The organism is Pseudoalteromonas sp. C2R02 (genome assembly GCF_018860845.1).
Classification (GTDB): domain Bacteria; phylum Pseudomonadota; class Gammaproteobacteria; order Enterobacterales; family Alteromonadaceae; genus Pseudoalteromonas.
The window spans coordinates 29,661-44,840 of record NZ_JAHKQC010000036.1 but is presented as its reverse complement, the minus strand read 5'-3'; the positions used below and the strand labels follow the sequence as shown (position 1 = coordinate 44,840).

The following is a 15,180-nucleotide window of genomic DNA, read 5'->3' as shown; positions in this document are numbered from 1 at the left end:
TATTATTTAATTTATCTAACACTTGTGAGATTTCATTTTTGAACCGCCTATTTTGGGAAATTTATAGCGTTATACTATTAAGTATTTTTGTTGTTTTATTGCTTTCTTATTCCGCTTTTAATTACCTTAACCAACATAGATACCAAACACATCTTCAAGAGGTGATGTCTGGTACTGCTTATTTATTAAAAGCAGGCGTAGACAGACAGGAAGGTGACAACCAACAAAGGTGGTTAACATTATCAGCGTCATTATTGAATGCTGATCTGTCGATAAAAAACTTAAAAACAATTCCCCAAAATCTTAAAAATAACCAATCATTTATATTTAAAGAGAAGTTAAAATCTGATCTATTTGTTATTCAGCAACAACTTAATTTTGAAAATAACATTTTAGAATTTAGATTTGAAAGTTTTACAGAACAAATTGCGACTGCAACCGCTTTCTTGTTGTTAAATGAGATAGGTCGTTTTGATGTAAGTGAACGTCAAGAAGCCTTTGATAATATCACTCAAATGTTTTCTTATCCCGTCTATCGCAGTTCCCGTCAAGATTTATCTTTAGACAGTAGACAAATTGAACGTTTAGATCGGGGTGAAACTATCATTGAATGGGATAAACAGTACGGCCGAGGTTTATCTATCAATGTATATGCTCCTTGGGGAAGTACATCAGATGTGTTATTTCTAGGCTCAATTGATTTCTTTGAACCTTATCCAGTTTATATTGTTGTCTCATTTTTTATTTTTGCTTTAATTTTAATTGCGCTAAGTGTATTTTTTATTATTAAACATTTAACGGGGCAGTTATATAAATTACAAGATAAAGTGGATGCAATTAGCCCTAACAATACATTAGAAGTAGAGCAAACGGCAGACAGCAGTGCGATAGCTGTTTTATCACTAAAAGTTCATAATATGGCTGAGCGGATCAAGAGTTTATTAGATGAAAAAGCTTATATGATAAGAGCTGTTTCGCATGATCTGAGAACACCTATTGCTAAAATGCAATTTCGTTTAGAGATGTTATTACAAGATTTAGATGAAAATCACCCCGTTGTTTTAGGCTGTAATAAAGACTTAGACCAATTAGGTACTTTAATTGATGAGCTTCTGACCTATGAAAAGCTTACATTGCAATCTCGTGTCGATTTATACCCAATCGACATTATTGAGTTAGTCACAGAACAATTACAAAGTTATAAATTACTGTATCCAAAATTAACGATTACAGTAATATCAAAGCTTCCCAAAAAATTCACATTTGAAGCAAATGAGCCTTTAATAAACCGACTATTAGATAATTTAGTGAGTAATGGTGCAAGATATGCAAACACTAATTTGAGCATTTCACTCACTATCAAAAATGCGTATTTAAAACTACAAATTGATGATGACGGTAATGGTTTAGATGATAAAACGATTCCAAAATTATTTAGTCCTTTTTATAGGGAAGAAAGCAGTAGGAATAGTGAATATGGTGGCTATGGCTTAGGTTTGGCAATCGTAAAGCAAGTTGCAATGCAGCACAATGCGAGTATTACAGCCTGTAATAATGAGTTAGGGGGCGCACGTTTTACATTATTATTTCCTACAAAATTTAAAGCACTAATTGAAGGTGAAAATCATGCCTATAATTAAAGCTTTTACTTTTAAACTGATGAGAATAAATCTTATCGTTTTTCTTCTACTTTTTTGTACATTTGTTAATGCGCAATCACAAAAAGAAGGCGTTAAAAATAAAGCTAAAGTTCAAATTTCTAAAAATAAAAAGGATAGCGTAGACCAATGGAGTGATTGGAATAGCCCAACCTTAGCTAAACCTAAATATGGAGTAGGTATACAAGGAGATATTGAAAGTAAACTTAATCAATTAGATAAGAGTAACCTATTAGATAAGACCAATGGCGTACTGGTTAAAAAAAATAATAATAAAGCGGTAGATAAAATGAAGAAACCTAAAAATATTAAGCAAATGATGGCCGAATTAAAAGCCATGGAAGCTGAATTAAAACAGGAGCTTAGTCATGAATCTGAATTTTAAGTTTATTAATCAGTTAACATGTTATGTTTTATTAATTTTTTTAACACCTCAAGTGCTGAGTAATGAGCAAACTGAAGTTGATAAGCTGTTTACTTTAGGTATGACACAATCTAAAAGTAATAATTGGCTTGAAGCAAAAGATGCTTTTGAATCTCTTTTACAATTAAATGCAAACCTACACAGAGCAAGGGTTGAGCTTGCAACTGTATATATGCATTTAAATGAACACGACTTATCGATTGCTCAATTTGATAAAGTACTCTCTGTAACAAACCTGCCTGAAAATGTACGTAAAAATATCTTAAATTTAAAAATTCAAGCTTTGACGGAGCTTAATCAAAAATTAGCTGCTCAGGTTAATAAAAAAGATAACAACAGCACTTTTAAAGGTAGTGCTGAAATAGGTTTGGGTTATGATGATAATGTACGCTTTAGTTTCGGTGATTATTTTTTAGAAGATGACCCTTATTATGATAGCTATTATGTTGAGTTAAGTGATGGCACTTTATTGATAATTGCCAATGATGGGTATGTTTATGATATGGACGGAAATCAATTATTTAAAAATGATGGCCAATACGAAACAACTAATGTTAAAAAAGGCAGTCAATTTAACGAATTACGTTTAAATTTACATCACAAATATGCTTTTAATTCAGATAAGAACATTACTTGGAATAACGCTTTAAATTTTAAGAAAACAAACAACGTAGACTTACAAACTTATAGTAAATTTCAAATAAAGTTAGATTCTGAAATTAATTGGAAGCTAAATAAAGAAATTGAAATGAGCTATTTAGCGCATTACAGATTGCTACAAAGAGATAGCCAAACTCAAGTACAATCTTATGGTTTAGAGGCTAGTTTGGCTTATTATAACGCATTAGGAAAATGGCAAATTGGCTTTAATTGGATGGATAGAATTTATGAAGAGTCTTTTATCGAAAGGGACATTTATGCCTATATTTTTGATGAGGTTAAAAGTAATACACGTAACCTGTCTTTAGCTTGGTCTAAATTATTTTTAAATAATGATCTATTTCTATTAGCTAAGTTCGATTACTTAGATATCAATGAGCAAACACAATATCCAGATTTTGATTACTATGATCAATATAGTAACTCTGACCATACAGGCATAAAATACTCTAGTTCTATCATTTACTCTTTTACTCCAGATTTGAAACTATCGCTCACAATGTTAAGTCTAACCTTAGATTATACAGATGATTTTACATATTCTGGTGATCAGCAAGACAAAAGTAGCGCGATTAAATCTAAGCTTATATATAGTCTTAATGACAGGTTTGATATCTTTCTTGTGGCAGAAAAAACAAAACGAGATTCAGATCAATATGAAGGGATTCAAAGCGATAAATTTCTGTTCAAAGCCGGTGTTCGTTTGAATTTTTAGTCTGTTTTACTTGAACGCCATAGTATCGTAGACAGTAAAATAAAAACTCCTTTGCCAGGTTCTGGCGGTCATACAATGCTTGAAAACTGGAATATTATTATTGAATTTCAAGTAAAAAAAGGGCTATTCTAGGTGATGCATTTGATTTTCACTTATATCAAAGGAGAAGCTAAGTTTGAAATTGGCACTTTTCTCTCTGAACTTAATCATAGCAAGAGTGGGCGAAAACAAATTATGATCATGAAAAATCAGCTGATGCTGAGCAAAGAACATTACCCCAGAAAAGATTTTAAACTAGTGATACCAATCCTATTAAGTTAGTGTCCTATTATAAATTAGGATAATTTTCAATAGTATAGGTTTATATTTCCAGACTAAACCTAAGTACCTGCATCCATGCAGCTATTGTATATTTTAACCATTTAGATTGATCAAATATTTATTGGAATTGGTATTATTACCACTCTGACATCTTGTTTGATGAATACTTAGAATCGTAGAGTCATTATTTAAAGTTAGTTTTAAATTTCTTTAAGTTCAAACTTTAAATTTTCACGCGCATCTTTTAGTGTGATACCGCGTTTATTTAATTGTTTATGAAGCTGTTTTTGAAAGTTTTTTTCAGCTCCTGATTTAATCGCTTGTTTTAATTTTTCTTCATCCTCAAAATGACATATAACTAAAACACTACTTGGGAATAGGTCAAACTGCACCGTATGCGTTAATTGTGTAAAGCCTTCTAATTCTTTATCAGCTTGTTCAGTCAATATCTCTAATGTTTTAAGTAATTTTTCATTTAATTTACGACATATTTTTGATAGTTTCATTTGTATTATTTAGTTCTTACTAATCTATTTGTAATCGCTATTATACAGCTTATTTTCGATTGAATATTTATCAAAAGACTCAAAATAGTAAATAAAGGGAAGTAATGCGTCATAAATATCAAATTTCTACGGATAAAAAACGATTAAACTTAGCTAAAATTCATGACTATCTCTCAAATGTATCGTATTGGGCTAAAGGCAGAACTTTAGAACAAGTTGAAGCAAGTATTGAAAATTCACTCTGTTTTGGTGTGTTTTATAAAAATGAACAAGTCGCTTTTGCCCGTGTTGTGACAGATACTGTCTCCTTTGCTTATTTATTAGATGTATTTGTTTTTGACGAATTTAAAAAACAAGGAATAAGCAAGTTACTACTTGATGAAATATTTAGTCATCATGCATTACAAAATGTAAATTGGCTATTAAGAACCAGTGATGCACAAGGCCTATATGAAAAATATGGCTTTAATTCTATCGATAATCCTGCTACTTATATGAAAAAATTAAGCCTTGGAAATAATTAATTATGATTTCAGCTGTATCGACTTTACTTGTCGTACATGATCTTAAAGTTTCCAAAAAATTCTATATAGACATATTAGGTTTAGAATTAGTTTCTGTGCATGACAACTGTGTCCAGTTAAAAATTGGTGAGCATGAGGTTGCTATTTTTGAAGGTGATAACACTGCCGTAGGCTATCGACATGGATATGAGTCAAACTCGACATTAGTGTTAACTGTGAATAACCTAGATGAAAAAATTATCTACTTAAAAAAGCAAGATGTTGAATTTGTGCATCAAACGCCAAATGAAAATCAATGGGGTCGCTATGCGGCATTTAAAGATCCATCAGGTATCGTGCATGAGATTTTTGAATTAAAAGTTTAATATTAAAGGTTTAGTTAAGGGAAGGTTCATATCCAGTGAAGTATTTTACATATGGTTCTAATATGTCTTTAGCCCGATTAAAACAAAGAACACCAAGCGCGAAACGCTGTGGTAGCTTTAAGTTATTGGCTCACAGCTTAAGGTTTCATAAAGCAGGACAAGATAATTCAGGGAAATGTGATGCGTTTTATACTGCAAACAAATCTGATTATGTATTGGGTGCTTTATTTGAAATTGATGAAGCAGACAAAATTTATTTGGATAAAGCTGAAGGTCTAGGTGTTGGATATGATGAAAAGCAAGTAACATTGCTCAATGATCACAATGAAAAAGTTCAGGCTTTTTTATATAGTGCCACACAGATTGATGTTCATCTAATGCCTTACTCCTGGTATAAAAATCACGTTTTAATAGGTGCCATCGAATCAAGTTTACCAAAAGAATATATTGATAGAATTAAATCAGTTGAAAGCTTAGATGATTTAGATAAGAACAGAGATGCATTGCAGCAGGCAATACATAATTAAATGACTTTTTATTATAAAATAATAGGAAACCCTATGAAATTAATAACTTCGATTGCACTAGTCGCAATGTCTTTTACAAGTTTAGCAAATACGCAATTACCAAATAATCGTCATATTTCAGTGACTGGGAACGCAGAACTCAGTGCTAAACCAGATATTGCTGTGATCCATTTACATGTAGAAAGTAATAATAAAACAAGTTTAGCGGCTAAAACAGAGGTAGACTCTCGCGTTAATAATTTACTTGATGGTTTAAGTAAATTTAAAGTAGACGAGAGCAATGTATCTGCTTCGAGTATTTCCACTGAGCCTAGATATTCATATCGCAATAATGAAAATCCAAAAATTACAGGTTATGTTGCCAAACGTACTTTAAAAGTGACTTTAAATGATATTAAAAAACTTAATACGTTTATTGATTTTGCGCTCAGTGTAAAAATAAACTCAGTGAGAAATATCGAATTAAAATCGTCTAAAGAAGCAGTATTTAAAGATGAAGTGAATGCATTAGCTGTAAAAAATGCGAAAGAAAAAGGGCGCTCTTTAGCAAACGCTTTTGATGCCGATTTAGGCCGAATTTATAGCATTAATGCAAACTCAAATAATAGCGTATATCGCTATGGTGCAAATCAAGATGCTGAAATGGTACAAATGAGTGCAATGAAAGGGGCTGCACCAAAACCTGGGCGCTACTTACAGGAAAACATTAAATTTTCTGCCTCTATTAGTGTTGTTTTTGATTTAGAAGTAAAGTAGTCTACACTGTTTTTTAGACTAAACATCAGGGCTTTAAATGATTGATATATCGGTTTTACCATTATTTTTCACTGCGGTTTTCTTTTTAGTAATATCGCCTGGTCCTGATTTAATTCTGATATCTTCATATTCATCCACCAAAAGGTTTAAAGCTGGCTTGCTGATCGCCCTTGGAATATTTTTTTCAGGTATTTTACAAACTTTACTGGTAGCTTTTGGCTTAGGACAGTTAATGCAAGCTATGCCTATATTTGCCTTTATTATTAAAATAGTGGGCGCTTTGTATTTGGCGTATTTAGGTATCAATATGCTACGTGCTTGGTATCAAAATAATTATAAAGACAGTACAACAAACAGGGTTCATCAAGCTTCAAACTTACAGCTTATCAATAAAGGCTTTTTAAACAATCTCTTAAACCCAAAAGCGTTATTATTTTTTAGTTTATTTTTACCCCAATTTACAACTGGCAGTGCAGCTTTATCGGTGCAGATTATTATTCTAGGTGCATTACTTAGCTTAGTAGGATTAATTTCAAATACGATTTTTGCACTTTCTTTTAGTCAATTTGCTAGGTTAATTGGCAATAAGTTCAAACTTGGTCGTCATATTGATGGCTTATTAGGTTTTATCTTTTTGGGCTTAGCAACTCGTTTAGCAACAAGTAAATAATATGTTTATTAGTGAATTCGCAACCCAAGCAGGGGTGACAGTTAAAACGATTAGATATTATGAAAGTATTGGTTTACTGCCTGAATCTAAAAGGCAAGGTAAATATAGACACTATGATGATACTTATGTCGAAACCGTAAAGCAGATCAAACAAGCCCAAGTCTTAGGTTTTAAATTATCAGAAATAAAATATTTTATACAAGGCGAGAATATTGAGCGAGGATTACCTGTGCAAGTAATGCTAACAGCAATAAATAATAAACAACAACAAATTGATGGTGAAATACAAAATCTAAAACTAAAGGCTAAAATGTTAGAAAACTTAGCTGTTGAATTAAAAAGCTCACCTTGTATGCTTGACTCTCCCGTATAGGGCAAGGTTTATACTCTTTTCAACATTTAGTTAAAGGAGTATAAATGAAAATTTTAAAAGTTATTTTATGTGTTCTGGTGTTTATTGTTTTTTTTGGTGTATATATTTTTAATATATCTGGCAATATTTCCAATAATGCCATTGAAGGATTTAAACTGCCCCGTATTCCAGCATCGTCTTCTAAAGTTGATGTTCACCTTTTAAAAACAGGTTACATTACTGTTCCTGAAGCATTTTCAATGGCGCAAGGTTCATTATTTAAACCTTTCGAAATGGTTCATGGCGCTGTTTTAGTGAAACATGGTAGTAGCAGCTTTTTATTTGATACTGGGTTAGGCAAACAAATAGATAAACAATTTCATTTAGATATGCCTTTTTGGTCAAAGCCATTTATGACATATAAAAAGTCTACACCAGCTGTTGATCTAATCAAAAATAATCCAAATCTGCCTTTGCCAAATAGAATATTTCTAAGTCACAGTCATTGGGATCATGCCAGTGGTTTAGTTGATTTTCCTCAAGCAAATGTTTGGATTTCATCACAAGAGTTTGACTATTTAAAAACAGCAAAACCCCCAAGTGTGTTTCCATCTCAAGTAAACTCTAAAAGTATAATGTGGCATAGCTACCAATTAAATGATGGTGCTTATGCTGGCTTTGATCGCAGTTTTGATATTTTTAACGATGGTTCTGCTGTTATTGTTGAGTTATCAGGCCATTCTCCAGGAAGTGTTGGTTTATTTGTTAATGATAAATTCGGTATCAGGCGGTTTTTTATTGGAGATGTCGTTTGGAACTTATCTGCTTTAGATAATTTAAAACGTAAGTCATGGGCCGCATCATTATTGCTAGATCATAATGAGAATACCACTGATAATACAATACTAAAACTCAAAGCCTTAAAAGATAAAAATCCAGATCTTAAAATTATCCCTGCTCATGATTTAAGCGCATGGAAATAAACTGATGCGTCTGTTAAGCTGTTTATTTCATAAAGTTTCTCCAATTTAGTCCTGCAAATGTGTCAATCTTATTTAGCATTAGTCAAAATCGATGAACAACTTCTGCTGTTCATCGATTATAAATATGATTAATTGTATTTTTTAAATTTAATACTTGGGCTTTATTAAGCTGATCATTAGTTTTATTTCAATACAAAGAGCGGTGCACGTCACCTTCAATACTTTCTATATCACTTAGCATTATCTTACCGTTATAAACATCATAACTATTAAAGTCATTTATAAGATATTTATTACTTTCATTATTGCCATTTAATGGAATTGCATTTAAATAATCGCCATCATTTTCGCCGCTGCCATAATACAAAGTGTTTGAGTCAACCTTGACGTGAAAAAAACCTTTGGGTAGCGTAAGTTGAGTATGAGTTAGGTTATGCTGATTTATATCTATCTCATCAGATATTTTAAATGTATTGATTCGGTATAAAGCGTTAGTATGTTGTTCAATTAAATAGCTATATACCAGGTGTTTGCTATCTCTTATCCCATATGCCCATTTCCCTTCAAGTTTTACCTCTCTATTATTAGCCAAATTAATCAGTTTTAATTCTGGTGTGCCATTTTTAACGATAGTAATTGCAGCGCTATTTGTTGTAAGCCAATCGAGTGAGATTATTGGGTGTTCACTTGTGAAAATAAGTTGTTCTTTTTTAACTTCCTTTGCTGGATCGAATGTATTTAAATCGCTTATCGAAATATGATAAACCTTGTCTTCTATATTTATTAAAATACTTTGGTCATCAGCTGACAGGGATAAATAGTTCAGTGGAAGTAGTTCTGAAAAATTAGTAACTATCTGTGCATGATGAGTATTCTGGCGGCCTAAATACAATTGCCTTCGACCACTACGTTTGGAAACAAATAAATAATTTGAGCTATTATGAAATAAAGCAGGGTTAACATCATAAACACTTGAGTTATCAATATTACGCATTGACTCTGGAGCAATTAACCAGCGATTACTAAAGTTTTTTTGCTCAGTGCTAAATAGTAGGTTACGACCATCCGGAAATAATGACATCTGTGATGATAAATACTCAGATACGCTCACAACAGTTGTGGCATTTTTGCCATAGAGATCACTTTTAATTATTTTATGTAGAGGAGGTGCTGCATAATAAAGAACTTGCTCGGAGTCATGGTGCCAAATGGCCTCAATGACAGGGTGATTAAATTTAAAGCCTTTAGTTATCTTGTTACTAGCCAGATCTAAAGCTAATAATTGGGTTTTGTAATTACTATCTGTACTCATTATGAGTAACTTATTACCATCTGGTGAAATATCAATACCGTGATGCCCCCAACCTTTAGGCTCATCTTGCGTAACAAAGCGATGATTTTCAGTTTTGAGGTCAAATAAATAAATTTGATTAGGCCATAAATCTTGCGGTTGAGCAGCGTAGTAGATCTCCTGCCGCGTTTCATGGTAATCAATATCTTTTATTCGTTTGTTACCACAATCAAACAATTTATCGTTTTGTTTCCAGTTCATGACTAAATTAGCTTGGCTTGATTGCTCTATTTGACTGTTTGCAGTAAGCCTTGCTTTATATACACCACAAGTATCTTGGGTTTTATCAAAATAAAACAAGTAGGTGGTTTCATCGTTCGAGTCTTTTGTCACTGCAACTATACTACTAATAGTTGCTTTACCTATATCGACTTGATGTACCTTTGAACTGTGAATGTTTTTTACCCAAAGTTGATTTGCGATATTTTCTGAGTTCATCTTCAAGTAATAAAGATGCTTTTTATCTGGATGCATTCTCGCAGATTTTTCAGCCCCTTTTGAACGTGTTAATTCTATTGTGTCAGCCTTATAATTTGGCTGTTCAGTAGAGCTAACAACTTGCCAAAGAAGTACACTTGAAAGCATTAATATTACAGCTATTGTTACAATACTAAATGTACTTAATCTAACCTTTTTTATGCTGGTATTCTGTTGCGCTATTTGTGGACGTGTATTAGAAGTTTCAACTAAAGTTACTTCACATATTAATCGATAACCGCGTTTTGGTACGGTTTGAATATATTGAGGTTGCTTAGGATCATCTCCTAACACTTTACGCAAGTTTGCGATTAATTTATTAATTGCATTATCTGTAACGATAGAGCCTGACCATAGGTGTTCTAAAATATAGTCCCGAGAAATGATGGTATTAGGCTGACTTACAAATATCATCAGTAGCTCAAATAGTTTTGGATCAATCGCTAACTCTTTATCTTGATATAATAATCTTGTTTGTTTCCTATCAAGGATGAACCCACCAAATTGAATCATACTGTATCGTTGTCCAAAAAGTTAAATATTAGTGCCCTTAAAAGTAAATAAGTCTATCATGCAGTAAAACAGATATAAAACAGTGGATTAAATAAATGTCTATTTTGATAATAATATGGTGAATTCACTTGTTTTTCACTTTTTTTCCTTAAAATTTCATTACTTTTCTATTCAAAAACATAACTGTAGCTTTAAAACACTAACCAAGTTAAATTAAAGGATATCTTATGTTTAAACACATAATTACTGTTTTCATTGTTACATTTTTTCTCAATATAGGGGTGACTAATGCCAAGGTGCGAGGGGAATCATTCGTTGATGGATTGCCTTCAAAAATATTAGCAGAGCAACGAGAACTACTGGTTCACTTACCTAACAATTATCACAAAAATACACATACAAACTATCCCGTACTTTACCTATTAGACGGTCAGAGAAATTTCAATCATGCTATCGGTTCATTAGATTTATTAAACCAATCTTACATGGCGCAAGAAATGATTATTATCGCCATTAAAAATACGCACCGTACCAGAGATTTTACGCCAACTTATGATGAAAATTATAATCGCTGGGGAATGTCAGGTGGTGCAGATAAGTTTTTAGATTTTATGGAGCAAGAACTTATTCCTTATGTGGATAAAAGCTATCGTACAAATAATTTTAAAATATTATCAGGTCATTCTTTAAGCGGCTTATTAACTGTGTATGCACTGCAATCAAGACCACAATTATTTCAAGCACATTTTGCGTTCAGCCCAAGTTTATGGTGGCATGACCAAGTAATTTTTAAGCAAGCTGAAAGCTTTTTAGCTAATACAACTGAGCTTAATAACTATTTATATCTAAATTTGGCTGATGAAGGTGGTAATATGCTGAGCGCTTTTGAGAAATATACTAAGTTACTAAAAAAACAGACTATTAAAGGTTTTAACTATCATTCAGAAATTGACGAACGAGAAAATCATGGTACTTCTGCGCTGATAGGGCAAACACTCGCATTCAGATATTTATATAACACATTGCAATGCCCACAAGAGATAATTGCCCAGGGATTACCTGCAATTGAAAATTTTTATAAGAAACAATCTACAAAATATGGTTATCAAATAAAGCCTAGTTACTCGACTATTACTCAAGCAGGGAAAAATGCGCTATATAGAAAAGAGATTATTAAGGCGATTACTTTCTTTGAGTTCAATGTCAAAAACTATCCTAATATCGCTGATGGTTATTCTCGATTAGCCTATGCTTTAGAAGCCGATGGTCAATTTGAAAAGGCGCTAAAAATGACAAATCTCGCGATTAATAAGAGTGTGCAGGAAAATGTTGAGAGCAACTCATTTAAACATCATAAAGCCCACTTATTGGCTTTAATTAACAATAATAAGTTATAACCTTATTTCTGCTTAAGTTAAAAACCGCCTATTACATTGTTTAATATCAATTTTACAGGCAAAAAAAAAGCCCTAAAGGGCTTTTTTGAGAATCCATATCAACCGTCACCGATATGAGCAATGTAGCAAGTAATAAGGGGTGAGCATTGATAGCCTAGTAGCAAGGGGCGATTGTTTCCAAGCTATCAATGATCTTACAGTTTAACGTACTGCTTAACGTTTACAGGGTTCTTTCTGTATCTAAATAAAGCATGGCGTCCTGCCAAAATATCGTCCTTGTGGTCTGAGGTTAGGTACTGCGTTTCGTTGATAATGATTATCAATTAGAATCATACCCAAGTCAACATCTAAATGATAATTATTTGCAATAAGTTCAGCTGATTTGTCCGCGGACTGTTCGGTGTCCGTCCGGTGGAGATGAAAATCAAATATTTATTATATATTATATATATTTTTCAATCAGTTATGTTTTGGCATGATGCTTGATATACCTTATATGAATTTACAACTGAACAACTATATAAAATTCATAAAGGAACAATGAAATGCTAAAAATAAACAACAAATCAAAACTATTAAGTATCGCTATTAGCTGTATTGCTATTTCTACTGCGACAATCAGTATCGCCCATGATAATAATACGGCTATTGTAGTCTCAGGAGACCACCAAAAATCTCATTTAAGCAATCCAAATAGTGAGTTGATGATCCGAGCAATCAGACATAATGATTTAAATAAAGTTAAAACTTTATTAGAAAATGGTGTGGGTATAAATGAGAACCTTGAAGGTGATGGCACCGCATTAATTATTGCGGTTCAGCGTAATAAAATTGAGCTTGTACAAACATTAATTGATTTAGGAGCTGATGTTAATCAAGCTACAGATATCGATGCGAATGCTTTAATTAATGCTGCGATGAAAAATAATATTGAAATAGCTCAATTACTTTTAGAGCATGGTGCAGATCTAGATGCGATTGTTGTCAATGATGAAACGGCTTTGATCACGGCATCACGCGCAGGGCATTTTGAAATGGTCAAATTTTTAGTAGAAAGTGGCGCCGATGTTAATTTAGGTGTGCAGGTACAATTACGAGATGGCACAGAATATCGCAGCCCACTTAATGGTGCTAGAAATATGAAGATTAAACAATATTTAGAAAATAACGGCGCAAAAGCATAGTTATTTATTATATTCATCAATTTAGGTCGCTCATGCGGCCTTTTTTATTTAAAACAAATCTGTCTAAACTCATTATTTAGTTTATACTGTTTTTATATACAGTATTTAGAGTTGTAAAATGAAAGTTATTCCAATTTATATTGAAGCGGGGATCTCAGGCTTTGAATCACCTGCGGCAGAATATAAAGAACTGGGCTTATCTTTAGATCAGTTATTAATAAAACATCCTAATGCGACTTTTATTGGTATCGCATCAGGGCAGTCCATGCAGGGCATCGGTATTTTTGAAGGAGATTTATTATTAGTAGATAGAGCTGAAGAGCTTAGATGTGGTGATGTGATTGTTGCAAATTTCAATGGTAACTTTGTATGTAAATTATTAGATAAAAACAATGCTTTATTATTATCTGCATCACCAATGCATCCGCCAGTCAAAGTGAGTCAAGCAGATGAATTTCAGGTAGAGGGTGTGGTCACACGTTCAATTCGTTTACATCGTCAAGCAAGTGAATTATTACAATGTTTGCCTTAGTTGATGCGGTTTCTTTTTATGCCAGTGCTGAAAAAGTATTTGATCCTGCCATTCGCTCTAAACCTGTTGTGGTACTGACAAATAATGATGGCTGTATCTGTGCTATATGTCCTATCGCTCGAAAATTTAATATCCCTAAATTTCAGCCTTATTTTAAAGTTAAAGATTATTTAGCAAAGCATAATGTGGTGATACGTTCTTCTAACTATGAATTGTACGCCGATTTAAGTGAAAAGATGATGAATGTGATCGGCCGGTATTGTGATAATCAATATGTATATTCAATAGATGAGTCATTTTTACAGTTTACAGGATTTAAACATTTAATTGATGATTGGCATGAGTATGGGCACCAGATCAGGAGCGCTGTATGGCGAGAAACTAAATTACCAGTCGGAGTGGGCTTTGGCACAACACCTACGTTAGCAAAGGCGGCTAATCACGCTGCTAAAAAGTTAAGTGGTTATAATGGAGTGGCGATTATTGATACTGAATCAAGCCGTAAAGAAATATTAGCAAAAATGACCGTGACAGATGTTTGGGGTATAGGCCGTCGGTTAGGAAGAAAACTGCAACTTATGAATATCAATACAGCGCTTGATTTATCAAATTGTAATGCGCGAGACATGGGGCGACTTTTTAGTGTGCTGGTGGAGCGTACCATAAGTGAGTTAAATGGCATTCAATGTTTAAGCTGGGATGAAATTAAACAAGCAAAAAAAGAAATTTTTTCGACGCGTAGCTTTGGTAAGCGCATTGAAGATAGAGATAGTCTTGTCTCTGCATTAACGGCGCACAGCACAATTGTTGCCAAAAAACTCAGACAACAAAACTCTCTCACCAAGCGCATTGTTATTTTTGCTGCAAGCTCACCCCATGAAGCGCATTATTATAAAAAGTCATTTTTATATGACTTTCCTGTTGCCACTGCAGATACCTGTGTATTAGCTCATGCTGTTAGCACGGTTTTACCAACTTTATTTAAACCTGGGATTCGTTTTTATCGTTGTGGTGTGGGGGCGATTGATTTAGAAACTGCGCAATTTAAGCAAAGTGATATGTTTAATACAAGCCAAGACAAGCCTGAATTAATGGTCTGTTTTGACAAAATAAACCACAGATTTGGCCAAGGGACATTACAACTTGCCAGTGAAAAAAGTACCGAGCAATGGCAAATGAAACGACATTTTTTATCGCCTCATTTTACCAGTTGTTGGCAAGACATCCCTAAAATTAGGTGCTAATACTAATTCCAATAAATATGT

The 15,180-nt window shown here is 33.0% G+C and carries 16 protein-coding genes; 14 read left to right on the top strand and 2 right to left on the bottom strand.

Annotation, left to right across the window (positions count from 1 at the left end):
• The first annotated feature begins 38 nt into the window (after window positions 1-38).
• The 3 genes from KO527_RS15820 to KO527_RS15810 are packed head-to-tail and all read left to right on the top strand — an operon-like array spanning window position 39 to window position 3,457.
• Complete coding sequence (locus KO527_RS15820; RefSeq protein WP_216041256.1) at window positions 39-1,640, top strand: ATP-binding protein; 1,602 nt, start codon at window positions 39-41, stop codon at window positions 1,638-1,640.
• Window positions 1,627-2,043, top strand: coding sequence for a hypothetical protein (locus KO527_RS15815; protein ID WP_216041255.1), 417 nt, complete (start codon window positions 1,627-1,629; stop codon window positions 2,041-2,043). Before KO527_RS15820 ends, KO527_RS15815 begins: the two co-directional genes overlap by 14 nt.
• On the top strand, window positions 2,027-3,457 hold the full coding sequence (locus KO527_RS15810; protein ID WP_216041254.1) for a hypothetical protein: 1,431 nt from the start codon (window positions 2,027-2,029) through the stop codon (window positions 3,455-3,457). Before KO527_RS15815 ends, KO527_RS15810 begins: the two co-directional genes overlap by 17 nt.
• Window positions 3,458-3,978: 521 nt before the next feature.
• On the opposite strand, the gene KO527_RS15805 is transcribed toward KO527_RS15810, so the two are convergent.
• Complete coding sequence (locus KO527_RS15805; protein ID WP_216041253.1) at window positions 3,979-4,284, bottom strand: hypothetical protein; 306 nt, start codon at window positions 4,282-4,284, stop codon at window positions 3,979-3,981.
• Between the two features lie 104 nt (window positions 4,285-4,388).
• Between KO527_RS15805 and KO527_RS15800 the strand changes: the two genes are divergently transcribed.
• The 7 genes from KO527_RS15800 to KO527_RS15770 are packed head-to-tail and all read left to right on the top strand — an operon-like array spanning window position 4,389 to window position 8,461.
• Window positions 4,389-4,808: a GNAT family N-acetyltransferase gene (locus KO527_RS15800; RefSeq protein ID WP_216041252.1), complete on the top strand. Its 420-nt coding sequence runs from the start codon at window positions 4,389-4,391 to the stop codon at window positions 4,806-4,808.
• 2 nt (window positions 4,809-4,810) lie between these two features.
• A complete protein-coding gene (locus tag KO527_RS15795; RefSeq protein WP_252733799.1) occupies window positions 4,811-5,173 on the top strand; it encodes a VOC family protein in 363 nt (120 codons plus the stop codon).
• A 35-nt stretch (window positions 5,174-5,208) separates the two neighbouring features.
• Window positions 5,209-5,700, top strand: coding sequence for a gamma-glutamylcyclotransferase family protein (locus KO527_RS15790; protein WP_216041251.1), 492 nt, complete (start codon window positions 5,209-5,211; stop codon window positions 5,698-5,700).
• Window positions 5,701-5,733: 33 nt separating this feature from the next.
• Window positions 5,734-6,456, top strand: coding sequence for an SIMPL domain-containing protein (locus tag KO527_RS15785; RefSeq protein WP_216041250.1), 723 nt, complete (start codon window positions 5,734-5,736; stop codon window positions 6,454-6,456).
• Window positions 6,457-6,493: 37 nt separating this feature from the next.
• Entirely contained in the window at window positions 6,494-7,126 is a 633-nt protein-coding gene (locus KO527_RS15780; protein WP_216041249.1) for a LysE family translocator, read from the top strand.
• Between the two features lies 1 nt (window position 7,127).
• Window positions 7,128-7,499 carry a MerR family transcriptional regulator gene (locus KO527_RS15775; protein ID WP_216041248.1) on the top strand — a complete coding sequence of 124 codons (372 nt, stop codon included), beginning with the start codon at window positions 7,128-7,130 and terminating at the stop codon, window positions 7,497-7,499.
• A 44-nt stretch (window positions 7,500-7,543) separates the two neighbouring features.
• Entirely contained in the window at window positions 7,544-8,461 is a 918-nt protein-coding gene (locus tag KO527_RS15770) for an MBL fold metallo-hydrolase (RefSeq protein ID WP_216041247.1), read from the top strand.
• A 187-nt stretch (window positions 8,462-8,648) separates the two neighbouring features.
• Here KO527_RS15770 and KO527_RS15765 read toward each other — a convergent pair whose 3' ends face one another.
• On the bottom strand, window positions 8,649-10,802 hold the full coding sequence (locus KO527_RS15765) for a winged helix-turn-helix domain-containing protein (protein WP_216041246.1): 2,154 nt from the start codon (window positions 10,800-10,802) through the stop codon (window positions 8,649-8,651).
• A gap of 227 nt (window positions 10,803-11,029) precedes the next feature.
• Here KO527_RS15765 and KO527_RS15760 point away from each other — a divergent pair, with 227 nt between their 5' ends.
• The 4 genes from KO527_RS15760 to KO527_RS15745 all read left to right on the top strand — a co-directional run bounded on the left by KO527_RS15760 (window position 11,030) and on the right by KO527_RS15745 (window position 15,159).
• Window positions 11,030-12,199: an alpha/beta hydrolase-fold protein gene (locus KO527_RS15760; RefSeq protein ID WP_216041245.1), complete on the top strand. Its 1,170-nt coding sequence runs from the start codon at window positions 11,030-11,032 to the stop codon at window positions 12,197-12,199.
• A 545-nt stretch (window positions 12,200-12,744) separates the two neighbouring features.
• The gene (locus KO527_RS15755) at window positions 12,745-13,383 is read left to right on the top strand and encodes an ankyrin repeat domain-containing protein (RefSeq protein WP_216041244.1); all 639 of its coding nucleotides are present in this window, start codon (window positions 12,745-12,747) and stop codon (window positions 13,381-13,383) included.
• Window positions 13,384-13,501: 118 nt separating this feature from the next.
• On the top strand, window positions 13,502-13,915 hold the full coding sequence (locus KO527_RS15750) for a S24 family peptidase (protein ID WP_216041243.1): 414 nt from the start codon (window positions 13,502-13,504) through the stop codon (window positions 13,913-13,915).
• Window positions 13,903-15,159: a Y-family DNA polymerase gene (locus tag KO527_RS15745; protein WP_216041242.1), complete on the top strand. Its 1,257-nt coding sequence runs from the start codon at window positions 13,903-13,905 to the stop codon at window positions 15,157-15,159. Before KO527_RS15750 ends, KO527_RS15745 begins: the two co-directional genes overlap by 13 nt.
• Window positions 15,160-15,180: the final 21 nt, after the last annotated feature.